The sequence below is a fragment of the Pseudomonas sp. DCA-1 genome (genome assembly GCF_046523955.1).
GTDB lineage: Bacteria > Pseudomonadota > Gammaproteobacteria > Pseudomonadales > Pseudomonadaceae > Aquipseudomonas > Aquipseudomonas putida_Y.
Window position 1 is genome coordinate 4,805,544 of sequence record NZ_CP169881.1, and the last position, 21,237, is coordinate 4,826,780.

Consider the following 21,237-nt stretch of genomic DNA (forward strand, 5'->3'; position numbering starts at 1 on the left):
GTGTTCGCTTATTCAGGCTTGGCTCAGTTCGAAAGGCGCGGCAGCAGCAGATCCTTCAGATCGGTCAGCTTGCCATGGAAGAAGTGTCCGCATTCTGCCACTTTCAGCAGCCCATGGGGACGCGACAGGCTGTCGGACCATTCGTAAACCAGCTGCGGCGCGACGACTTCGTCGGCGTCCGGCTGCACCACGGTGATCGGGCAGCGCTGCGGCAGCGGGAATTCGGCGGTCAGGCGCATGACCGCCGGGGCGATCATGAACAGGTGCTGCAACTCGACACCTGCTGTTTCAAGGCGCCCGGCCAGGCTGGTGGCAACGAAACCACCGAACGAAAAGCCCATCAGCACCAGCGGTAGCCCGGGGTGCCTGGCACGCAGCCATGCTGCAGCGGCCTCGGCATCGGCCACTTCGCCAGCGCCCATGTCATGGCTGCCAGCACTCTGGCCGACGCCACGGTAGTTGAAACGCAGGGTCACATAACCGGCATCACGTGCGGTGCGCTGCAGGGTCGAGACAACCTTGTTGAGCATGGTGCCGCCCTGGACCGGGTTAGGATGGCAGATCAGCACCGCGCCACGGGCTTGCGCCACGTCGAGGTACAAAGCTTCAAGCTGGCCGCAAGGGCCATCGATGAACAAGGGGGTTTCGCGGACAAGCAAGGCACTACTCCGTGACCTCGGGAAGGGTCGATTCGTCTAGGTGTGAAATTCTGTTCTGATTTGCGATCGCTCGCGGTATACAGCGCAGGTCTGAGCCGTTAACGTAAAGCAAAGCCGTTTATAGAGGAAGGACTCGTGGAACTCTCGCTCCTTGTTTGGTTGTTGCCAACCCTGGCCTTGGTCATCGGTGTGGCAGTCGGTTTCATTGTTGCCCGCCTGCTGCCCAACGCGGCGCCGAGCAACACCCAGCGTCAACTGGATGACATCCAGAAGCGCTTCGACAGCTACCAGAACGAAGTGGTCACCCACTTCAACAGCACCGCCATGCTGGTCAAGAAACTGACCCAGAGCTATCAGGACGTACAGGATCACCTGGCTGAAGGCGCCAACAGCCTGGCCCTCGATGACGTCACTCGCCAACGCCTGCTGGCTGCACTGCACTCCGATGCGCCGCAAGGCCCACGTGACCGCCTGACCCCGCCTAAAGACACCGCCGAAGTGCCGCGCGACTATGCGCCGAAAGCGCCCAACTCGCCGGGCATGCTGGATGAGAGCTACGGGCTCAAGCGTTGATCTGCTGAACATGCAAAAGGCCTCGCAAGAGGCCTTTTTTGTGGGCTGGATTCACTGGCCCCTTCGCGGGCACGCCCGCTCCCACAGGTACACCACAGCATGTGAAACTTGTGGAATACCTGTGGGAGCGGGCGTGCCCGCGAAGGGGCCAGTGCAGGCAACCTAACAGCAGGCCTGCAATGCCTGTTCGACATCTGCCAGCAGGTCCTCCACATCCTCCAGCCCCACCGACAGACGCACCAACCCCTCCGATATCCCATGATGCGCCCGCTCCTGCGGCGTGTAGCTAGAATGCGTCATACTCGCCGGATGCTGCGCCAGCGACTCGGCATCTCCCAGGCTCACCGCCCGGGCAAAGAGCTGCAGCGCATTCATGAAGCGCCGCCCCGCCTCAATGCCACCCTTGAGCTCAAACGCAATCATCCCCCCAGGCAAACGCATCTGTCGCTGGGCCAACGCGTACTGGGCAAAAGACGGTAGCCCCGGGTAATGAATCAATTCCACCTGCGGCTGCCGAGCCAGAAATTCGGCCACCTTCTGAGCATTGGCGCAATGCCGGTCCATTCGCAGGGCCAGGGTCTTGATACCGCGCATCAGCAACGCCGCGTCATGCGGTGACAGCACCGCCCCGGTCATATCCTTCAGCCCTTCCAGGCGAATGCGATCGACCAACGCCTTGCGCCCCACCACCAAACCCGCAGTGATATCACCGTGGCCACTGAGGTACTTGGTTGCCGAGTGCACCACCAGGTCCGCCCCCAGCTCCAGTGGCCGCTGCAGGTACGGCGTACAGTAGGTGTTATCGACCACAACATGCACATCATGCCCCCGCACCGCCTCGACAACCGCCTCAATGTCCACAAGCTGCATATTGGGGTTGGCCGGTGTTTCGAAGTAGATCATCCGCGTTTTGCTGTTTATCGCCGCCTTCAGAGCCTTGGCATCGTTGAGATCGACATGGCGTACTTTGACGCCGAACTCACCAATACCGTGGTGCAGAAAAGCGAAGGTGCAGCCATACAAGGTGCGCCCCACAATCAGCTCATCGCCAGGCCGTAGCAGGGTCCAGATGGTTGAGGTAATCGCACCCATCCCTGATGCCAACGCCAAGCCCGCCTCACCGCCCTCAAGCGAAGCCATGCGCTGCTCCAGCAAGGCCAGCGTGGGGTTGGAGATGCGGCTGTAGAAGTGCCCCGCCTCCTCTCCGGCGAAGCAGGCAGCGCCGTACTCAACAGTGGGGAAGGCATAGGTGGCCGTCTGGTACACCGGCGGCACCAAGGCGCCACCGTGGGACAGCGGGTCGTAGCCATGGTGAATGGCCCGCGTGGAAAAACCGGTGTTGTCGTGGGAGTCGCGCATGGCAACGGCCTCTTGTGGTTTGTTGTAAGCTTATGCCACCGAGCCGCCCAATATTTTCCAAAATAGCCTACACATAGGCGTGCTTTCTGGAACAAAAACAATAATCACCGGACCAGGAGGGCAAAATATGCCTTCAAGCCTCGACCGCACCGACCGTGCCCTGCTCGCCGCCTTGCAGGACAACGCCCGCCTCACCGTTGCCGAACTCGCCGATCAGGTGGCACTGACCACCTCGCCCTGCTGGCGACGGGTCAAGCTGCTGGAAGAAAACGGCTACATCACCGGCTACCAGGCCATCCTCTCGCCCAAGTCGCTGGGGTTTGGCGTGACCGCATTCGTCAGCATCATGATGGACTCGCACACCAAGGACATGGCGCTGGCGTTCGAACAGCGGCTGATGGAAATTCCCGAAATCGTCGCCTGCCACAACATCTCCGGGCGCTATGACTTTCTGCTGGAGATCCTGGCACGGGACCTGGAGTCGTTTGGGGAATTTACCCGGGAGGTGCTGCAGCGGTTGCCGGGGGTGAAGGAGATCTATTCGAGTTTTTCGTACAAAGCAGTCAAGGAAAGGCGGGTGATACCGGTGTCGGAGAAACATATATAGGACAGATCTTTCCGAACAGTGGGAAGGATCCTGAACGCGAGACAAAAAACCCCGCCGAAGCGGGGTTCTCCTTGCAGGCTAGCGCTTAGATCGCGCCACGCTGACGCAGCACGTCCAGCACCTGTTTCACGCCTTCGTCCACGCTGGTGGCCTGGGTGTCGATCACAAGATCAGCATCCAGCGGCACATCGAACGGGAAGCTCTCGCCCGGGATGTTGTCGCCACCGGCAGCGTACAGGCCTTGCGGGTCACGCTCGCGGCAGACCAGCGGCGAGGCCTGGACGTAAACGGTCACCAGGCGCTCCTTGCCGATCAGCGCCTTGGCCTGTTCGCGGCCTTCGGCATCCGGGGCCACGAACGCAGCCAGGGTCAGCATGCCGGCTTCGTTGAACTGGCGCGCCACGTGGGCGGCGCGGCGCCAGTTCTCGGTGCGGCCGGCGCGGTCCTGTGGCAGGCCCTTGTTCAGGTCGTGACGCAGGTTCTGGCCGTCGAGCACGTACACCGCGCGGCCCATGTCGAACAGCTTGCGCTCCACGGCATAAGCCAAGGTGCTCTTGCCAGCACCCGACAGGCCGCTGAACAGCACGGTGGCTGGCTGCTGGCCGAAGCGCAGGGCGCGCTCTTCGGTGGACACGTGGGCCTGCTTGCCATGATGGCCGGTGCTGCCGTGTGGCAACACGGGCGGGGCGATGATCATGCCGGCGCCAACGGTGCCATTGGTCAGGCGGTCGATGACGATGAACGCACCGGTGGTGCGGTTGCTGTCGTAACCGTCCAGGGCAATCGAGGTGTCCAGGGCAACCTTGACGCGGCCGATCTCGTTCAGCTGCAGCGCGCTGGCAGCGCCCTGCTCCAGGGTGTTCACATCGACCTTGTGGGTGATGCTGGCAATCGAGCCTGGTACGTAGCTGGTGGCACGCTTGATGTCGTATTTCTTGCCCGGGAGCATCGGCTCCTCGGCCATCCACACCAGCATGGCGTCGAAGTGGTCAGTTACCGGCGGGACGTTGTCGGCATGTACCAGCAGGTCGCCACGGGAGATGTCGATCTCGTCTTCCATGGTCAGGGTCACGGCCTGGCCTGGGCCGGCGTTTTCCAGTTCACCTTCGTAGGTGACGATGGACTTGACCCGGCTGCTCTTGCCCGACGGCAGCACGACAATCTCGTCACCTTTGTGCACCACGCCGCTGGCAATGGTGCCAGCGAAGCCGCGGAAGTTCAGGTTGGGACGGTTGACGTACTGCACCGGGAAACGCAGGTCGGTGAAGTTGCGGTCGGCCGAAACCTCGACGGTTTCGAGGATTTCCATCAGCGTCGGGCCGGCGTACCACGGCGATTGCTCGCTGTGGTTGACCACGTTGTCACCCTTGAGCGCCGACATCGGCACGAAGTGCAGGCTGCTCGGGGTCAGGTTGATGGCTTCGGCAAACTTCAGGTAGTCGGCCTTGATCGACTCGAAGACGCCTTCATCGAAGCCCTTCAGGTCCATCTTGTTGACCGCGACCACGATGTGCTTGATGCCCAGCAACGACGCGATGTAGCTGTGGCGACGGGTCTGGGTCTGCACACCGTAGCGGGCATCGACCAAGATGATCGCCAGGTCGCAGGTGGACGCACCGGTAGCCATGTTGCGGGTGTACTGCTCGTGGCCCGGGGTGTCGGCGATGATGAACTTGCGCTTGGCGGTGGAGAAGTAGCGGTAGGCGACATCGATGGTGATGCCCTGCTCGCGCTCGGCCTGCAGGCCATCTACCAGCAGCGCCAGGTCGACTTCTTCGCCGGTGGTGCCGACTTTCTTCGAATCACGGGTGATGGCCTCGAGGTGGTCCTCGTAGATCATCTTCGAATCGTGCAGCAGGCGCCCGATCAGGGTGCTCTTGCCGTCGTCAACGTTGCCGCAAGTCAGAAAGCGCAGCAGTTCCTTGCGCTCATGCTGGGCCAGGTAGGCGAGGATGTCCTCGCTGATCAGATCAGATTGGTGCGACATGGAGTAACCCTGAAATTAGAAGTAGCCTTGGCGTTTCTTGTCTTCCATGGAGCCGGCGCCATCGTGATCGATGACACGGCCCTGGCGTTCGGACGTACGGGTCAGGAGCATTTCCTGAATGATGTCCGTCAGGGTCTCGGCTTCCGATTCGACAGCGCCCGTCAGCGGGTAGCAGCCGAGGGTACGGAAACGCACCTTCTTCTTGACGATGCGGGCTTTTTCTTCCTCGGAGAGGTGCTCGAGGATGCGCTCGTCGTCGATCATGATCAGGGTGCCGTTCTTCTCGATGACTTCACGCTCGGCAGCGAAGTACAGCGGCACGATCGGGATGCCTTCAAGGTAGATGTACTGCCAGATGTCCAGTTCGGTCCAGTTCGACAACGGGAAGACACGGATCGACTCACCCTTGTTGACCTTGCCGTTGTACACGTTCCACAGCTCGGGGCGCTGGTTCTTCGGGTCCCAGCGGTGCTTGCTGTCACGGAACGAATACACACGCTCCTTGGCCCGCGACTTCTCTTCGTCGCGGCGCGCGCCACCGAAGGCAGCGTCGAAACCATGCTTGTCCAACGCCTGCTTCAGGCCCTGGGTCTTCATGATGTCGGTATGCTTGGAGCTGCCATGGGTGAACGGGTTGATACCCTGCGCCACACCCTCGGGGTTGACGTGGGTGATCAGCTCCAGGCCCATTTCCTCGACCATCTTGTCGCGGAAGCTGTACATCTCCTGGAATTTCCACTGGGTGTCGACGTGCATCACCGGGAACGGCAGCTTGCCCGGGAAGAAGGCCTTGCGCGCCAGGTGCAGCATCACGGCGGAGTCCTTGCCGATCGAGTACAGCATCACCGGGTTGTCGAACTCGGCGGCCACCTCGCGGATGATGTGGATGCTCTCCGCCTCCAGCTGTTTCAAGTGCGTCAGTTTGTCGACCATGGCTACTCACGAAAAACGATCTTATGGACGGCCTGCGGGCCGTGTTCGAGCGAGCCACTTTATCACAGCGGCTGCTTCTATTTAGGAGGCTGGCTAGATCGAAAAAATCTAACGATATGACTGGGGGTTTGGGCTGGCAGGGCCGGCCTCTTCGCGGGTGAATCCGCTCCTACAGGCCCGTGTAGGAACGGGTTTGCCGCGAAGAGGGCGACACCGCTATCAGATGGGATTAGGGCAATCGATGAACAGGTGCTCCACCGCGAACCGTCGTGCCAGGTAATCGCCCAGCGCCTGCACGCCATAGCGCTCGGTGGCATGGTGCCCGGCGGCAATGAAGCTGACGCCATTCTCGCGCGCACTGTGGTAGGTCTGCTCGGACGCCTCACCGGTCAGGTACAGGTCCACCCCGGCGGCAATCGCCGTGTCGATATAGCCCTGCCCGCCGCCGGTGCACCAGCCCACCCGGCGGATCATGTCGTTGCCTTCGACCAGCAACGGCTCACGCCCCAGCACGCCTTGAACCCGACGGGCAAAATCGCGCGCGGTCATGGATTCGGCCAGCGAACCGATCAGCCCGACCACTTTGGGGTTTTCCGGGTCAAGTGGCCCTTCGACAGTGATCTCCAGTTGCCGCGCCAGTTGCACGTTGTTGCCGACTTCCGGGTGCACGTCCAAGGGCAGGTGAAACGCCAGCAGACTGATATCGTTATTCAGCAAGGTCTTCAGGCGACGCTGGCGAATGCCGGTGATGCACGGGTTCTCGCCCTTCCAGAAATAACCATGGTGCACCAGCACCAGATCGGCCTCGGCCTCGACCGCGGCATCCAGCAATGCCTGGCTGGCGGTAACACCACTGACAATACGGCTAACCTGCGGCCGGCCTTCGACCTGCAGGCCATTTGGGCAATAATCCTGGATCTTCGCACTGCCCAGATAACGCTCGGCTTCCTCGACCAGGGTACTTAGAGCAACGGCCATGAAAATCTCCTCGAAAACTGCGCTTTTCTCGGGCGCAACGCCTGACGAACGCCCGTATAATGCCGGCCATTATGGGCCGTCGCCGTCACTGGGGGAACCGGTGTATGATCGCGCGCGCTCATGCCCCACTGCCAGGCCGCTGGCCCCTGCTCTTTCCAGGATTCGTTCATGTTCAAGGCTTTGCGTTACTTCGGCTGGCCCCTGCTTACCGGCATACTGATCGCCATGCTGATCATCCAGCGTTTTCCGCAATGGGTCGGGCTGCCCAGCCAGGACGTCAACCTGCAGCAAGCGCCACAGACCACGCGGATCATGCAAGGTCCGGTGTCGTACGCCGACGCCGTGACCCTGGCCGCCCCGGCGGTGGCCAACCTGTACACCACCAAGGTGGTGAACAAAAGCGCCCACCCGCTGTTCGAGGACCCGCAGTTCCGCCGCTTCTTCGGTGACAACCTGCCCAAACAGCGCCGCTGGGAATCAAGCCTGGGCTCGGCGGTAATCATGAGCCCTGAGGGCTACCTGCTGACCAACAACCATGTCACCAGCGGCGCCGACCAGATCGTCGTCGCCCTGAAGGATGGCCGCGAGACTTTGGCCCGCGTGATCGGCAGCGACCCGGAAACCGACCTTGCGGTGCTGAAGATCGACTTGAAGAACCTGCCGGCAATCACCATCGGCCGTTCCGACAACATTCGCATCGGCGACGTGTCGCTGGCCATCGGCAACCCGTTCGGCGTCGGCCAGACTGTGACCATGGGCATCATCAGCGCCACTGGCCGCAATCAGCTGGGGCTTAACAACTACGAAGACTTCATCCAGACCGACGCGGCGATCAACCCAGGCAACTCCGGTGGTGCGCTGGTGGATGCCAATGGCAACCTGATCGGCATCAATACCGCGATCTTCTCCAAGTCCGGCGGCTCGCAGGGCATCGGCTTCGCCATCCCGGTAAAGCTGGCACTGGAGGTGATGAAGTCGATCGTCGAACATGGCCAGGTGATACGTGGCTGGCTGGGCATCGAAGTACAGCCACTGAGCCAGGAGCTGGCAGAGTCGTTCGGCATGAAGGACCGCCCAGGCATCGTGGTGGCGGGCATCTTCCGCGAAGGGCCAGCCGCCAAGGCCGGGCTGCAACTGGGTGACGTGATCCTGAGCATCAATGGCGAGCCGGCCGGAGACGGGCGCAAGTCGATGAACCAGGTAGCGCGGATCAAGCCCAACGAGAAGATCACCATTGAGGTGATGCGCAACGGGCAGCCGTTGAAACTGATCGCCGAGGTGGGGCTGCGGCCGCCGCCGGCGCCGGCTGCCAGCCAGGAAAATAAATAAAGCCGGGGCTGCGTTGCGGCCCTTCGCGGGCACGCCCGCTCCCACAGGATTTAAGTAGGCTCCAAAGCCAACGCTAAACATGTGGGAGCGGGCACGCCCGCGAAGGGCTGCCGCGCAGCCCAAACAGCATCAGTGGAGGATCTGGCTGAGGAACAACTTGGTCCGGTCACTGCGCGGCCGGTCGAAGAAATCATCCGGCGCGGCCTGCTCCACAATCTCGCCCTTGTCCATGAAGATAACCCGGTTCGCCACGGTACGGGCAAAGCCCATTTCGTGGGTCACACAGAGCATGGTCATGCCATCCTCGGCCAGGCCCACCATGGTATCGAGTACTTCCTTGACCATTTCCGGGTCCAGTGCCGACGTCGGCTCGTCGAACAGCATGATCTTGGGCTTCATGCACAACGCGCGGGCGATGGCCACACGCTGCTGCTGGCCGCCGGACAACTGCCCGGGGTACTTGTGTGCCTGCTCCGGAATCCGCACACGCTCCAGGTAGTGCATGGCAATTTCCTCGGCCTTGCGCCGTGGCATCTTGCGCACCCACATTGGCGCCAGGGTGCAGTTCTCCAGAATGCTCAGGTGCGGGAACAGGTTGAAGTGCTGGAACACCATGCCCACCTCGCGGCGGATGGCCTCGATCTGCTTGAGGTCGTTGGTCAGCTCCACGCCATCGACCACGATACGCCCTTGCTGGTGCTCTTCCAGACGGTTAAGGCAGCGGATGGTGGTGGACTTGCCCGAGCCGGATGGCCCGCACAGCACGATGCGTTCGCCCTGGCGCACGTTCAGGTTGATGTCCTTGAGCACATGGAACTGGCCATACCACTTGTTCACACCCTGCATCTGGATGATGCCTTCGGGGCCAGCAGGCTGCTTGATCGCTTCACTCATTTCGAAACTCCTAACGCTTGTGGCCAGTGTCCAGCTTGCGCTCCAGATGCATGGAGTAGCGGGACATACCGAAACAGAAAATCCAGAACACCAGGGCGGCGAACACGTAGCCCTCGGTGGCCATGCCCAGCCAGGCCGGGTCTGCGGCTGCTTGCTTGACGCTGTTCAGCAGGTCGAACAGGCCGATGATGATCACCAGGCTGGTGTCCTTGAACAGGGCAATGAAGGTGTTGACGATGCCGGGAATCACAAGCTTCAGCGCCTGCGGCAGGATCACCAGCCCCATCGAGCGCCAGTAGCCAAGGCCCATGGCCGCGGCGGCTTCGTACTGACCCTTGGGGATGGCCTGCAGGCCGCCACGCACCACCTCGGCGATGTACGCCGACTGGAACAGGATTACACCGATCATCGCCCGCAGCAGCTTGTCGAAGCTCATGCCTTCGGGCAGGAACAGCGGCAACATCACCGACGACATGAACAACACGGTGATCAGCGGTACGCCGCGCCAGAACTCGATGAAGGTCACACACACCACCTTCACGGCCGGCATCCTCGAACGCCGGCCCAGGGCCAGCAGGATGCCCAAAGGCAAGGCGCCGACAATGCCCACGGTAGCGATCACCAGGGTCAGCATCAGCCCGCCCCACTGGCTGGTGGGTACGTTTTGCAGGCCCAGATACCCCCCATGCAGCAGGGTGTAGGCCAACACCGGGTACAGCACCAGGAAGGCCAGGCCGTAGATGGCCTTGCGCGGGAAACGCTTGATGAACAATGGCGCGGCGCCGATGACTGCAAGCCACACGGTCAGGTCCACGCGCCAGCGCAGCTCGGTGGGGTAGTAGCCGTACATGAACTGGCCGAAGCGCTGCTGCACGAACACCCAGCAGGCGCCCTCCTTGGTGCAATCGGCACGGGTGGTGCCGACCCAGTTGGCGTCGAGCAACGCCCACTGTAGCAATGGCGGCACAATCAGCCATATCAGGTAGATCGCGAACAAGGTCAGCAGCGTGTTGAGCCAGTTGGAGAACAGATTGGTGCGCATCCATGCGAGCACGCCGACGGTTTTCACCGGTGGCGGCATGTCAGGTTTGAAAACATGGGCATTCACGGGCGTATCCTCATCGCTCGATCAGCGCAATGCGCTTGTTGTACCAGTTCATCAGCAGCGAAATGCTGATGCTGATGGCGAGATAGACGCTCATGGTGATGGCGATCACCTCGATGGCTTGTCCGGTCTGGTTGAGCACGGTACCGGCGAACAGCGAGACCATCTCCGGATAGCCGATACCGGCCGCCAGCGACGAGTTCTTCGCCAGGTTCAGGTACTGGCTGGTCAGCGGCGGAATGATCACCCGCAGTGCCTGGGGGATAATCACCTTGCGCAGGGTCGGGCCCTCGCGCAGGCCCAACGAGCGAGCCGCTTCGGTCTGGCCATGGCTGACCGAACGGATGCCGGAACGCACGATTTCGGCGATGAAGGCTGCCGTATAGATAGTCAGCGCCAAGGTCAGCGCCAGCAGCTCTGGGATCAGCACCCAGCCCCCGACGAAGTTGAAGCCCTTGAGCTGCGGCATATCCCAGGTTACCGGGCTGCCGAACAACAGCACGCTCAGGCTCGGGATGGCGATGAACAGCAACAGCCCTGCCCAGAACTTGTGGAACGGCACACCAGTTTCGTTGAAGCGCTTGTTGGCGTAGCGCACCATCACGGCTATAGCGGCAATGGCTATTGCCAAGGCCACCACAAATGGCCAGAAGCCATCAGCCATGGTCGCGCCAGGCATGTTCAAGCCACGGTTGCTGATGAAGAACTTGTCATCGAAGTTGATGCTGCCCCGCGGTCCCGGCAGAGTCAGGAACACGGCGAAGTACCAGAACAGGATCTGCAACAACGGCGGAATGTTGCGGAAGGTTTCCACATACACGGTCGCCAGTTTGTTGATCATCCAGTTCGGTGACAGGCGAGCCACACCGATGATGAAGCCCAGTATCGTCGCCAGAATGATGCCGATGAAGGTCACCAACAGCGTATTGAGCAGGCCGATGACGAACACCCGCGCATAACTGTCGGATTCCACATAGGGGATCAGGTGCTGGGCGATACCGAAGCCGGCACTGCGGTCGAGGAACTCGAAGCCCGAGGTGATGCCCCGGTGTTGAAGGTTGGTCTGCGTGTTGTGGAACAGGTACCAGCCCAGACCGACCACGAAGACGATCGTGAGAATCTGGAACAGCCACGCGCGCACACGCGGATCATTCAGGGATAGCCCCTTTTGTGCGCCGATTCGATTTTGCATGAAATGCCCCGGAAAGTAGGGTTCCGAACAACCTGCGGCGGCCGAATGCCGCCGCAGGGTGCAGCCATCAGCGCACTGGAGGCGCGTACTGGATGCCGCCGTTGTTCCACAGGGCGTTCATGCCACGGTCGATCTTCAGGTTAGTGCTCTGGCCCAGGTTCTTCTCGAACACTTCGCCATAGTTACCCACTTGCTTGACGATCTGCACTACCCAGTCTTTGGGCAGCTTGAGGTCCTTGCCGTACTCGCCATCCGCACCCAGCAGTCGGGCGACATCCGGGTTCTTGGTGGACTTGGCTTCGGCCTCGACGTTCTTGGAGGTGATGCCCGCCTCTTCGGCGTTGAGCATGGCGAACAAGGTCCACTTGACGATGCTGAACCAATCCTCGTCGCCTTTGCGCACTACCGGGCCCAGCGGTTCCTTGGAGATGGTTTCCGGCAACACCACGTATTCGGTCGGCGCGGCCAGTTTGGAGCGCTGGGCGAACAGCTGCGATTTGTCCGAAGTCAGCACGTCGCAACGGCCAGACTCCAGCGATTTGGCGCTCTCGTCAGAGGTGTCGAAGGTAATCGGGGTGTACTTCAGGCCATTGGCGCGGAAGAAGTCCGAGACGTTCAGCTCGGTGGTGGTACCGGCCTGGATGCAGATGGTCGCGCCATCGAGCTCTTTGGCGCTGGAAACGCCGAGCTTCTTGTTGACCAGGAAGCCAACGCCGTCATAGTAGGTGACACCCGTGAATACCAGACCCATGCCGGCATCGCGCGAGCTGGTCCAGGTGGTGTTACGCGACAGCACATCGACCTCGCCCGATTGCAGGGCAGTGAAGCGTTCCTTGGCGTTGAGCTGGCTGAACTTGACCTTGGTGGCATCGCCGAATACGGCGGCGGCCACGGCGCGGCAGACATCGGCGTCGATGCCGACGATCTTGCCCTTCGCATCAGGTACCGAGAAGCCTGGAAGACCGTCGCTCACGCCACACTGGACGAAGCCCTTCTTCTTGACCGCATCATAGGTGGCGCCGGCCTGGGCATTGCTCACGGCGCCCAGCGCGGCGGCAGCGGTCAGGACTGCCAGGGTGGTTTTCAACATCTTCATTCACAACCTCCAAATCGCTCTTGTTGTATCGAGCCGGAATTGCACCGCACCCTTTTGAGGCGTATCCGACCCGTATTGGCTTGTTATTGGGTCAATTGGCGCAATGGACTGTTCTGTGACAGCCTTCGCGTGCAGAGGGTGTTACCGTCACGGCCTGCCCTTTGCATCACAGGTTGAACTGCAAAGCGCGTACCAGATTGTCGCGCTGTAGCGTTTAAGCGCTCGTCAAGTAGGAAAAGTTGTATCGTTGCGACATTCTTTTTCCGACAATCATTCCCGGTGCCTACTTTTCACGCACGCCATAACAAGACCCGCACACTTTCGGAGCAGTCATGACCAACCCGCTGATTCTCGAACCACAGAAAACCGCTGACGCCTGTGTGATCTGGTTGCACGGTCTGGGGGCCGACCGTTACGACTTCCTACCTGTGGCCGAATTCATGCAGGAGCGCTTGCTCAGCACACGCTTCATCATGCCCCAGGCACCCACCCGCCCCGTGACCATCAACGGCGGCTATGCCATGCCCAGCTGGTATGACATAAAGGCCATGACCCCGGCCCGCGCCATCGACGAAGCGCAGCTGGAAGAGTCTGCCGAGCAGGTGGTCGCACTGATCAAGGCCGAGCAGGCCAAAGGCATCAACCTGTCGCGGATCTTCCTGGCCGGCTTCTCCCAGGGCGGCGCGGTGGTGCTGCACACTGCCTATATAAAGTGGCAGGAGGCACTGGGCGGAGTGATCGCCCTGTCCACCTATGCCCCCACTTTCAATGACCAGCACCAGTTGAGTGCCTGCCAGCAACGAACCCCGGCCCTGTGCCTGCATGGCGTGCATGACCCAGTGGTAATCCCGTCCATGGGCCGCACCGCATTCGAGTACCTGAACATCTGGGGCGTCGCTGCCCGCTGGTACGAATACCCGATGGAACACGAAGTGGTGGTCGAAGAGCTGAACGATATCCACGACTGGCTGAGCAAGCAGCTGCAATAGGTTGCCTCGCTTGTAGTTGTGGGCGTATTCCGCTACGCCGCGCCCGGATCTTGCATTACACTGCCCGGCGTACATTCCTTAATCAGTTGATGAGACGACCGTGCTCAAAGCACTCAGAAAAATATTCGGCAAGGGAGAGGCCGCGCCGCAAGCCGCCGCTCCTGCTGCCAGCGTGACGCCGGAAGCCCGGCCCGCGGCAATACCGGCCGCAACACATGCCAACCCCGCCCCCAAGGCTGAGCCACCTGCCGCCGCTACGCTACCTGCCGAACAACCGGCCAAGGACAAACCGCGCCGCGAACGCAAGCCCAAGCCACAGGCCAGCCTGTGGAAGCCCGAAGACTTTGTGGTCGAGCCACAGGAAGGCAAAACCCGCTTCCACGACTTCAAGCTGTCCAACGAGCTGATGCACGCCATCCACGACCTGGGCTTCCCGTACTGCACGCCGATCCAGGCGCAGGTCCTGGGTTACACCCTGCGTGGCCAGGACGCCATCGGCCGGGCCCAGACGGGTACCGGCAAGACGGCCGCCTTCCTGATCTCGATCATTTCCCAGTTGCAGCAGACGCCACCGCCTAAAGAGCGCTACATGGGCGAACCGCGCGCGCTGATCATCGCGCCCACCCGCGAGCTGGTGGTGCAGATCGCCAAGGACGCCGCTGCCCTGACCAAGTACACCGGCCTGAACGTGATGAGCTTCGTCGGTGGCATGGACTTCGACAAGCAGCTCAAAGCCCTGGAAGCGCGCCACTGCGATATCCTGGTGGCTACCCCGGGCCGCCTGCTGGACTTCAACCAGCGCGGCGAAGTGCACCTGGACATGGTCGAGGTGATGGTGCTTGACGAAGCCGACCGCATGCTCGACATGGGTTTCATCCCCCAGGTCCGCCAAATCATTCGTCAGACACCGCCGAAAAGCGAGCGCCAGACCCTGCTGTTCTCCGCCACCTTCACCGACGATGTGATGAACCTGGCCAAGCAGTGGACCACCAACCCGGCCATCGTCGAGATCGAGCCGGAGAACGTGGCCAGCGAAACGGTCGAGCAACACGTGTATGCGGTGGCCGGCAGCGACAAGTACAAACTGCTGTACAACCTGGTGACCCAGAACAAGTGGGAACGGGTGATGGTGTTCGCCAACCGCAAGGACGAAGTGCGGCGCATCGAGGAGAAGCTGGTACGCGACGGCATCAATGCCGCCCAGCTGTCGGGCGACGTGCCGCAGCACAAGCGCATCCGCACGCTGGAGAGCTTCCGCGAAGGGCGCATCACCGTGCTGGTGGCCACCGACGTGGCCGGGCGCGGGATCCATATCGATGGCATCAGCCACGTGATCAACTTCACACTGCCGGAAGACCCTGACGACTACGTGCACCGCATTGGCCGTACCGGCCGTGCCGGCACCAGTGGTGTATCGATCAGCTTTGCCGGTGAGGATGACTCGTATCAGCTGCCGGCGATCGAAGCGCTGCTGGGGCGCAAGATCAAGTGCGAGATGCCGCCGGATGAACTGCTCAAGCCGGTGCCGCGCAAGCATCACTGACCTTCAGCGGGCTACACGCCCCCTGTGGGAGCGGCCTTGTGTCGCGATTGGGCCGCACAGCGGCCCCGGGATTTCGGCTTTGATGCGCAGATTGTCGGGGGCCGCTACGCGGCCCTTTCGCGACACAAGGCCCCCTGTAGGAGCGGGTTTACCCGCGAATACGGTAGTGGCGGCAACGGTGAACGGCGGGTGGAGATTGGCCAGCAGGCCCGGCCCCTTCGCGGGTAAACCCGCTCCTACAGGCGATCGGTGGCGCCTTGATTACCAGCGCTGCGCCGCATCCTGGTCACTCTGTTTCCCCTCCACCCACCTTGGCCCTTCCTGGGTATTCTCCTTCTTCCAGAACGGCGCCCGGGTTTTCAGGTAGTCCATGATGAAGTTGCAGGCATCGAACGCCGCCTGTCGATGGGCACTGGCTACCCCCACGAACACAATCGGTTCGCCCGGCTCCAGCGCACCGATGCGGTGCAGCACCTCTACCTTCAACAGCGGCCAACGCTGCTCGGCCTCGACCACGATCTTGGCCAGGGCCTTTTCGGTCATGCCCGGATAGTGCTCGAGGAACATCCCCGCCACTTCGCGGCCATCGTTGAAATCCCGCACATAGCCGACAAAACCGACCACCGCGCCCACGCCCACATTGGCCGCATGCATGGCATTGGTCTCGGCCCCGGGGTCGAACGCGCCTTCCTGTACTCGCACAGCCATATTCAGCCTCCGGTCACCGGCGGGAAGAACGCCACTTCATCGCCCTCTTCCAGCGGTTCATCGAGCTTGCACAGCTCTTCGTTGCGCGCGCACATCAGGTTCTGCTCGGCCAGCACTTCGTACTGCCCGCCCTTGGCTACCAAGACCTGGCGCACATCATCAAGCACCTTGAACGCCCCCTCCACCCGCTCGGCATCCACGCCCAACAGTTCGCGGTAACGGGCGAAGTACATCACCTTGACCTTCATCACGCCTCCACCTTGTAATGGCCACTCTTGCCACCGAGTTTTTCCAGCAGGCGCACCTGCTCGATGACCATACCTTTATCCACAGCCTTGCACATGTCATAGATCGTCAGCGCGGCCACACTGGCGGCGGTCAGCGCCTCCATCTCCACGCCGGTCTGCCCGGCCAGCTTGCAGCGGGCGACGATGCGCACGGCATCCTGTCCCTCGGCGCTGAGCTCGACCTTGACGCTGGTGAGCATCAGCGGGTGGCACAGCGGAATCAGGTCGCTGGTTTTTTTCGCCGCCTGTATCCCGGCAATGCGCGCCACGGCGAACACGTCACCCTTGGGGTGTTCACCGTCGACGATCATCTGCAAGGTCTGCGGCAACATGCGCACCCGCGCCTCGGCGGTAGCCTCGCGCTCGGTCACGGCCTTTTCAGTGACGTCGACCATGTTGGCCCGCCCCTGGGAATCAAGATGTGTCAGCACTGCTCTGCTCCTGTGAAGGGAGTTCGCAGTGTAAACCTGTGGGTCAGGTTTGAGCAGAGATATGTGTCGCCAGGTTTGGCCTCTTCACGGGCACGCCCGCTCCTACAGGCGCTCCACGATCTCGATTCAAGTGGACATCCTGTGAGCGGGCGTGCCCGTGAAGAGGCCGGGCAGTAATCTGCCCGGCTACATGGTTTACAAATGCGACTCAGCGTACTCGGCCAGCACCGAGCGAGGCACGCCCTGCAGGGTGATGTGCACGCCATTTGGGAAGTCCTTGAAGCGCTCGGTCAGGTAGGTCAGCCCCGAGCTGGTCGCGGACAGGTAGGGGGTGTCGATCTGCGCGAGGTTGCCCAGGCAGACCACCTTGGACCCGGAGCCGGCACGGGTGATGATGGTTTTCATCTGGTGCGGCGTCAGGTTCTGGCACTCGTCAATCAGGATCAGGCTCTGCTGGAAGCTACGGCCACGGATGTAGTTCAGCGATTTGAACTGCAGCGGCACGCGCTCGAGGATGTATTCGACGCTGCCATGGGTGCTTTCGTCATCCATGTGCAAAGCTTCGAGGTTGTCGGTGATGGCGCCCAGCCACGGCTCCATCTTCTCTGCTTCGGTGCCCGGCAGGAAGCCAATCTCCTGGTCCAGCCCCTGCACGCTGCGGGTGGCGATGATGCGCCGGTAGCGCTTGCTGACCATGGTTTGCTCGATGGCCGCAGCCAGCGCCAGGATGGTTTTACCGGAGCCGGCGGCGCCGGTCAGGTTCACCAGGTGGATATCCGGGTCCAGCAGGGCGAACAGTGCCAGGCTTTGGTGAATGTCGCGTGGTTTCAGGCCCCAGGCTTCCTGATGCAGCAACGGTTCCTGGTGCAGGTCGAGCAGTAGCAGTTCGTCGTCACGGATGCCCTTGATCCATCCGACGAAGCCCTGCTCATCGATGATGAACTCGTTGACGTGCACGGCTGGCAGGTTGTCGATCATCTGCACCCGATGCCAGGTGCGGCCACGCTCCTGACGGGTATCGACCTTGCTCACGCGGTCCCAGAACGAGCCGGTGACCGAATGGTAGCCCTTGGACAAAAGGGACACGTCATCGACCAGTTGGTCGGTGCTGTAGTCCTCAGCCGCTATACCGCAAGCGCGCGCCTTCAGGCGCATGTTGATGTCTTTGGTGACCAGCACGACATCCAGGTCGGTGCGCCGGGCCCGAACTTCGAGCAACTGGTTGATGATGATGTTGTCGTTGAGGTTTTCCGGCAGCAGCTTGTTCGGCTCGTTGCGCGGGGTCATCAGGATGGACAGGAACCCCTTGGGGCCACTCTTGTTGCGCTGGATCGGCACGCCCTGCTCGACATCGCTGGGCGAAGCGTCACCGAGGGTCTGGTCTATCAGGCGGATGGCCTGGCGGCATTCGGCGGCGATGCTCTGTTTGCCGGTCTTGAGCTTGTCGAGTTCCTCCAGCACCGTCATCGGGATGGCGACATGGTGCTCCTCGAAGTTCAGTAACGCGTTAGGGTCGTGAATCAGGACGTTGGTATCGAGCACATACAGGATTGGCTTGCTGGAGGAAGGGTTGCGTCCTTGGTCATCCATACTCGGTCACCTTATGTCGAAGCCACACGGCGTGGTCTGTTACGCCGCAGAGTGACTGCCGCTGTCCCCGTATCCGCGTTGTTACGGGCGGGAAGCGAACCTGGCCAGGTGAGCCCGGATGACGCCACCTGTGCTGCAGGAATCGGCTGTCTGGTTTCTTCATACCGCAAAAACCATGACCGAAAAAAGCACTTTTACGTATTTTTGAAGTTTATTTTTCCGATTGACGAAGAGGCCTTGGCGCCAGCGTCAGAGGGGACTACGCTCAAAAGTCATACCCTCTATTCGCGGTATCCGTATTCGCGGCAATCCTCCCAGCCGATACCGCTTTGCGCGGTATTGCGCAGCAGCCATTCCACCGCCGGCTGCGCCTTGGGAAGGCTGTCATGAAACTGGATCACACCCTTGCGCCACAACAGCATCAGGGTCAATACGCGCTGCGCGGACGCCTCTGCGCTCAATACACCGTCATCCTGGGCATCGATGTCCCACAACGATACCCGCAACTGCTGGCGGGCCATGAACGCCTCGCCGTCAGCCCGGCGCTGGCCATAAGGTGGGCTGAACAGCGGTACATACTGCTCGGGCAGATCAGCCTGCACCCGCGCCTGGCTGCGCCGCAGCGAATCCTGCCAGTCGATCCACTGCGCATGGGAGCGGTATTCCCACCCCTGGATGCCCACGCACTGCCCGCCATAGAGCTGGCGCAAGGCGTGTACCGAGGCGCCATCACGACGTTGCTGCAAACGGTTACCGAGCGTGAAGAACGTGCCTTCGAGCTTTTGCCGGCGCAGGTAGTCGGTGAGTAGATCCGTACTGCCCCCCTCGGGGCCGGGCCCGCCGACAAAGGTCAGCAGGAACATGCGGTCGTTCAGTTCGTCACCCTTGCGCTCGCGCGAAGACAACCGCTCAATTTCACTGCTGGTCTGCGGCAGCAACGCCGCCTTGCGCAGTTGCTCGTCCAGGTAACGTACATGGAACTGGTGGCTAGGCTCGACCCAACCGGTATAGAACGCACCGACATCGGTGGCGAACGTTGCCGCTTGTGTGCGTAACTCCGCCATGGACGTAACCGGGTAGCAAATTGAGGCATCCTGCTCACAACTGCGCTGAGCCTGTTGATAACCCTCCCACAACCGCAGCCACATGCGCGCCCGAACCTGGCGCACCTTCTGCAGGTTGATCTGCCGCAGCCCCAGCCGGGCCGCCAGGGTCGCGTCATCCAGCAACTCACTTTCGTGCAGTACTTGGGCGAACGAAAGGATTTCTGCCCGAGAGGCCACATCGAACAGCGCCGGGCTGTCCAGCTGTTCGGGCCACAGGCTGCGGTCCAGGCTGACCTGGGGTGAAGGGGCGGCTTGCACGGCCAGGCTCAGCAGGCAGGCCAGCAAAGCAGAAGCAATGCGCACAGTGGAAGGCTCCGCAACGGCAAAACGCGAACTATAGCGCCTGCACCGACCATGGTCTGTGACTATCGTCGCCATAGTTTGGACTTGTACCGCCCACCCCGTAGAATCCTCGGCCAACGATGCCAGGAGCCGACCCGATGCTGACGGTGATTTCCCCCGCCAAGACCCTCGACTACGACACCCCGCCAGTGACCGAGCGTTTCACCCTGCCCCAGTACCTGGATGAATCCCAGGCCCTGATCCAGCAGTTGCGCGAACTGTCGCCGGCGCAGATCAGCGAGCTGATGCACCTGTCCGACAAGCTCGCCGGCCTGAATGCTGCGCGCTTTGGCAGCTGGACCCCAGACTTCACCCCGGCCAACGCCAAGCAGGCGCTGCTGGCGTTCAAGGGTGACGTGTACACCGGCCTCGATGCCGAGAGCCTGACTGAAGACGATTTCAGCTACGCTCAGGGCCACCTGCGCATGCTCTCGGGCCTTTATGGCCTGCTGCGCCCGCTCGACCTGATGCAGCCCTACCGCCTGGAGATGGGCACCAAGCTGGCCAACGCCCGCGGCAAGGACCTGTACGCCTTCTGGGGCACGCGCATCAGCGAATGGCTGAACCAGGCCCTGGCCGACCAAGGCGATGACGTGCTGTTGAACCTGGCCAGTAACGAGTATTTCAGTGCAGTGAAACGCAGTGCACTGAAGGCCCGGGTGATCAACGTCGACTTCAAGGACCAGAAAAACGGCCAGTACAAGATCATCAGCTTCTACGCCAAGAAAGCCCGCGGCATGATGAGCCGCTTCGTCATCCAGCAGCGCATCAGCACCCCGGAACAGCTCAAGCAGTTCGATGCTCAGGGTTACTACTACAGTGCCGAGCAGTCCAAGCCGGACCATTTGGTGTTCCTGCGCGATCACCCCGCGGAGTGAGCCTGCCACGCCCTCTTCGCGGCTAAAGCTGCGAAGAGGTCAGTTGCCGTGATCCCCTCTGCCCTGCAACAGGGCACGCTGCAAACCGCCATCACGCCACGAATTCGACGCCAAAAATTCGACGCGCATCCCTTTATCGCCAAACGCCATAAGACCGTTCATACCTTTTTTGACGAATTCTGAAAAAAAATTTCAGATGCTGGCATAAAAATATCTCGCAACAGTTACGTCCTTGATACACGGGGGTGAAACACCCGCGTGCTATCAATTTGAAATTGTCCGCAACTGAATAAATATTTAGAAATCTTTCATTCGAGTGAAACTGGCTCAGGAACTTCTGCCGAAGCCAATCGCTCATAGTGCCGTAACGATTTTCCTGCCTACGGGCTGTGAGAGATGACTTACAGATGACAGCGGCGGGTATCCACTGCCCGCCATGAGAAATTCGACAGGTATTACGGAAACCCCCGAAGACCTTGTCCATGCAGGAGAGACGCGCCCCTTAAAAATCGTCCTAGTGGTTGATTTCAAAGGATTTATCCACTTGAAAAAACAAGCACAGCAACGCGCCAAGTAGCGCATTGCAATAAAGACGGCTGCATTTCAGGGCACGTTTTTTAATTAATGGCTATCGAGTGCCAACTTTGAGTG

Annotated in this window: 21 protein-coding genes; 7 read left to right on the plus strand and 14 right to left on the minus strand. The window is 61.1% G+C overall.

Annotated features, from left to right (window positions below):
• Positions 1-23: 23 nt before the first annotated feature.
• Entirely contained in the window at positions 24-659 is a 636-nt protein-coding gene (locus ACE4QZ_RS22635; protein ID WP_021784135.1) for an alpha/beta hydrolase, read from the minus strand.
• A gap of 135 nt (positions 660-794) precedes the next feature.
• Between ACE4QZ_RS22635 and ACE4QZ_RS22640 the strand changes: the two genes are divergently transcribed.
• Positions 795-1,232, plus strand: a complete 438-nt coding sequence (locus ACE4QZ_RS22640; RefSeq protein WP_010952432.1) for a YhcB family protein — start codon at positions 795-797, stop codon at positions 1,230-1,232.
• 162 nt (positions 1,233-1,394) lie between these two features.
• Here ACE4QZ_RS22640 and ACE4QZ_RS22645 read toward each other — a convergent pair whose 3' ends face one another.
• On the minus strand, positions 1,395-2,591 hold the full coding sequence (locus ACE4QZ_RS22645; RefSeq protein WP_021784133.1) for a methionine gamma-lyase: 1,197 nt from the start codon (positions 2,589-2,591) through the stop codon (positions 1,395-1,397).
• Between the two features lie 127 nt (positions 2,592-2,718).
• Between ACE4QZ_RS22645 and ACE4QZ_RS22650 the strand changes: the two genes are divergently transcribed.
• Positions 2,719-3,198, plus strand: a complete 480-nt coding sequence (locus tag ACE4QZ_RS22650; RefSeq protein ID WP_003251803.1) for an Lrp/AsnC family transcriptional regulator — start codon at positions 2,719-2,721, stop codon at positions 3,196-3,198.
• 85 nt (positions 3,199-3,283) lie between these two features.
• On the opposite strand, the gene cysN is transcribed toward ACE4QZ_RS22650, so the two are convergent.
• The 3 genes from cysN to ACE4QZ_RS22665 all read right to left on the minus strand — a co-directional run bounded on the left by cysN (position 3,284) and on the right by ACE4QZ_RS22665 (position 7,096).
• Positions 3,284-5,185 (minus strand): sulfate adenylyltransferase subunit CysN, encoded by a 1,902-nt coding sequence (gene cysN, locus ACE4QZ_RS22655; protein ID WP_084852049.1) that lies wholly within the window; start codon positions 5,183-5,185, stop codon positions 3,284-3,286.
• A 15-nt stretch (positions 5,186-5,200) separates the two neighbouring features.
• A complete protein-coding gene (gene cysD / locus ACE4QZ_RS22660; RefSeq protein WP_003251799.1) occupies positions 5,201-6,118 on the minus strand; it encodes a sulfate adenylyltransferase subunit CysD in 918 nt (305 codons plus the stop codon).
• 219 nt (positions 6,119-6,337) lie between these two features.
• A complete protein-coding gene (locus ACE4QZ_RS22665) occupies positions 6,338-7,096 on the minus strand; it encodes a Nif3-like dinuclear metal center hexameric protein (RefSeq protein ID WP_021784130.1) in 759 nt (252 codons plus the stop codon).
• Positions 7,097-7,264: 168 nt separating this feature from the next.
• Between ACE4QZ_RS22665 and algW the strand changes: the two genes are divergently transcribed.
• The gene (algW, locus tag ACE4QZ_RS22670; protein WP_021784129.1) at positions 7,265-8,425 is read left to right on the plus strand and encodes a Do family serine endopeptidase AlgW; all 1,161 of its coding nucleotides are present in this window, start codon (positions 7,265-7,267) and stop codon (positions 8,423-8,425) included.
• 129 nt (positions 8,426-8,554) lie between these two features.
• Here algW and ACE4QZ_RS22675 read toward each other — a convergent pair whose 3' ends face one another.
• From ACE4QZ_RS22675 to ACE4QZ_RS22690, 4 genes are all read right to left on the minus strand, one after another.
• Positions 8,555-9,319, minus strand: a complete 765-nt coding sequence (locus tag ACE4QZ_RS22675; RefSeq protein ID WP_003251792.1) for an amino acid ABC transporter ATP-binding protein — start codon at positions 9,317-9,319, stop codon at positions 8,555-8,557.
• A gap of 10 nt (positions 9,320-9,329) precedes the next feature.
• Positions 9,330-10,427, minus strand: coding sequence for an amino acid ABC transporter permease (locus ACE4QZ_RS22680; protein WP_021784128.1), 1,098 nt, complete (start codon positions 10,425-10,427; stop codon positions 9,330-9,332).
• Between the two features lie 10 nt (positions 10,428-10,437).
• Positions 10,438-11,616, minus strand: coding sequence for an amino acid ABC transporter permease (locus ACE4QZ_RS22685; RefSeq protein ID WP_103463046.1), 1,179 nt, complete (start codon positions 11,614-11,616; stop codon positions 10,438-10,440).
• 67 nt (positions 11,617-11,683) lie between these two features.
• The gene (locus ACE4QZ_RS22690) at positions 11,684-12,712 is read right to left on the minus strand and encodes an amino acid ABC transporter substrate-binding protein (RefSeq protein WP_021784126.1); all 1,029 of its coding nucleotides are present in this window, start codon (positions 12,710-12,712) and stop codon (positions 11,684-11,686) included.
• A 332-nt stretch (positions 12,713-13,044) separates the two neighbouring features.
• Between ACE4QZ_RS22690 and ACE4QZ_RS22695 the strand changes: the two genes are divergently transcribed.
• Positions 13,045-13,701 (plus strand): alpha/beta hydrolase, encoded by a 657-nt coding sequence (locus tag ACE4QZ_RS22695; protein WP_021784125.1) that lies wholly within the window; start codon positions 13,045-13,047, stop codon positions 13,699-13,701.
• Positions 13,702-13,801: 100 nt separating this feature from the next.
• Positions 13,802-15,244 (plus strand): ATP-dependent RNA helicase RhlB, encoded by a 1,443-nt coding sequence (rhlB, locus tag ACE4QZ_RS22700; protein WP_103463048.1) that lies wholly within the window; start codon positions 13,802-13,804, stop codon positions 15,242-15,244.
• Positions 15,245-15,505: 261 nt separating this feature from the next.
• On the opposite strand, the gene moaE is transcribed toward rhlB, so the two are convergent.
• The 5 genes from moaE to ACE4QZ_RS22725 all read right to left on the minus strand — a co-directional run bounded on the left by moaE (position 15,506) and on the right by ACE4QZ_RS22725 (position 19,669).
• A complete protein-coding gene (gene moaE / locus ACE4QZ_RS22705; RefSeq protein WP_021784123.1) occupies positions 15,506-15,952 on the minus strand; it encodes a molybdopterin synthase catalytic subunit MoaE in 447 nt (148 codons plus the stop codon).
• 2 nt (positions 15,953-15,954) lie between these two features.
• Positions 15,955-16,200 (minus strand): molybdopterin converting factor subunit 1, encoded by a 246-nt coding sequence (gene moaD / locus ACE4QZ_RS22710; RefSeq protein ID WP_084852058.1) that lies wholly within the window; start codon positions 16,198-16,200, stop codon positions 15,955-15,957.
• Positions 16,200-16,670 carry a cyclic pyranopterin monophosphate synthase MoaC gene (gene moaC, locus ACE4QZ_RS22715; RefSeq protein ID WP_003251775.1) on the minus strand — a complete coding sequence of 157 codons (471 nt, stop codon included), beginning with the start codon at positions 16,668-16,670 and terminating at the stop codon, positions 16,200-16,202. Before moaC ends, moaD begins: the two co-directional genes overlap by 1 nt.
• Positions 16,671-16,865: 195 nt before the next feature.
• Entirely contained in the window at positions 16,866-18,260 is a 1,395-nt protein-coding gene (locus ACE4QZ_RS22720) for a PhoH family protein (protein ID WP_021784121.1), read from the minus strand.
• A 281-nt stretch (positions 18,261-18,541) separates the two neighbouring features.
• Complete coding sequence (locus ACE4QZ_RS22725; RefSeq protein WP_410480191.1) at positions 18,542-19,669, minus strand: polysaccharide deacetylase family protein; 1,128 nt, start codon at positions 19,667-19,669, stop codon at positions 18,542-18,544.
• 137 nt (positions 19,670-19,806) lie between these two features.
• On the opposite strand from ACE4QZ_RS22725, the gene yaaA reads away from it, so the two are divergent.
• Complete coding sequence (gene yaaA / locus ACE4QZ_RS22730) at positions 19,807-20,586, plus strand: peroxide stress protein YaaA (RefSeq protein WP_103463050.1); 780 nt, start codon at positions 19,807-19,809, stop codon at positions 20,584-20,586.
• A 48-nt stretch (positions 20,587-20,634) separates the two neighbouring features.
• Positions 20,635-20,769, plus strand: coding sequence for a hypothetical protein (locus tag ACE4QZ_RS22735; RefSeq protein WP_258036540.1), 135 nt, complete (start codon positions 20,635-20,637; stop codon positions 20,767-20,769).
• Positions 20,770-21,237: the final 468 nt, after the last annotated feature.

What these genes read in the sequence shown, in the direction of transcription:
- ACE4QZ_RS22645 (WP_021784133.1), bottom strand. Translation starts at nt 2,591, where the DNA reads ATGCGCGACTCCCACGACAACACCGGTTTTTCCACGCGGGCCATTCAC.
- ACE4QZ_RS22650 (WP_003251803.1), top strand. Translation starts at nt 2,719, where the DNA reads ATGCCTTCAAGCCTCGACCGCACCGACCGTGCCCTGCTCGCCGCCTTG.
- cysN (WP_084852049.1), bottom strand. Translation starts at nt 5,185, where the DNA reads ATGTCGCACCAATCTGATCTGATCAGCGAGGACATCCTCGCCTACCTG.
- cysD (WP_003251799.1), bottom strand. Translation starts at nt 6,118, where the DNA reads ATGGTCGACAAACTGACGCACTTGAAACAGCTGGAGGCGGAGAGCATC.
- ACE4QZ_RS22665 (WP_021784130.1), bottom strand. Translation starts at nt 7,096, where the DNA reads ATGGCCGTTGCTCTAAGTACCCTGGTCGAGGAAGCCGAGCGTTATCTG.
- algW (WP_021784129.1), top strand. Translation starts at nt 7,265, where the DNA reads ATGTTCAAGGCTTTGCGTTACTTCGGCTGGCCCCTGCTTACCGGCATA.
- ACE4QZ_RS22675 (WP_003251792.1), bottom strand. Translation starts at nt 9,319, where the DNA reads ATGAGTGAAGCGATCAAGCAGCCTGCTGGCCCCGAAGGCATCATCCAG.
- ACE4QZ_RS22685 (WP_103463046.1), bottom strand. Translation starts at nt 11,616, where the DNA reads ATGCAAAATCGAATCGGCGCACAAAAGGGGCTATCCCTGAATGATCCG.
- ACE4QZ_RS22690 (WP_021784126.1), bottom strand. Translation starts at nt 12,712, where the DNA reads ATGAAGATGTTGAAAACCACCCTGGCAGTCCTGACCGCTGCCGCCGCG.
- ACE4QZ_RS22695 (WP_021784125.1), top strand. Translation starts at nt 13,045, where the DNA reads ATGACCAACCCGCTGATTCTCGAACCACAGAAAACCGCTGACGCCTGT.
- moaE (WP_021784123.1), bottom strand. Translation starts at nt 15,952, where the DNA reads ATGGCTGTGCGAGTACAGGAAGGCGCGTTCGACCCCGGGGCCGAGACC.
- moaD (WP_084852058.1), bottom strand. Translation starts at nt 16,200, where the DNA reads ATGAAGGTCAAGGTGATGTACTTCGCCCGTTACCGCGAACTGTTGGGC.
- ACE4QZ_RS22720 (WP_021784121.1), bottom strand. Translation starts at nt 18,260, where the DNA reads ATGGATGACCAAGGACGCAACCCTTCCTCCAGCAAGCCAATCCTGTAT.
- yaaA (WP_103463050.1), top strand. Translation starts at nt 19,807, where the DNA reads ATGCTGACGGTGATTTCCCCCGCCAAGACCCTCGACTACGACACCCCG.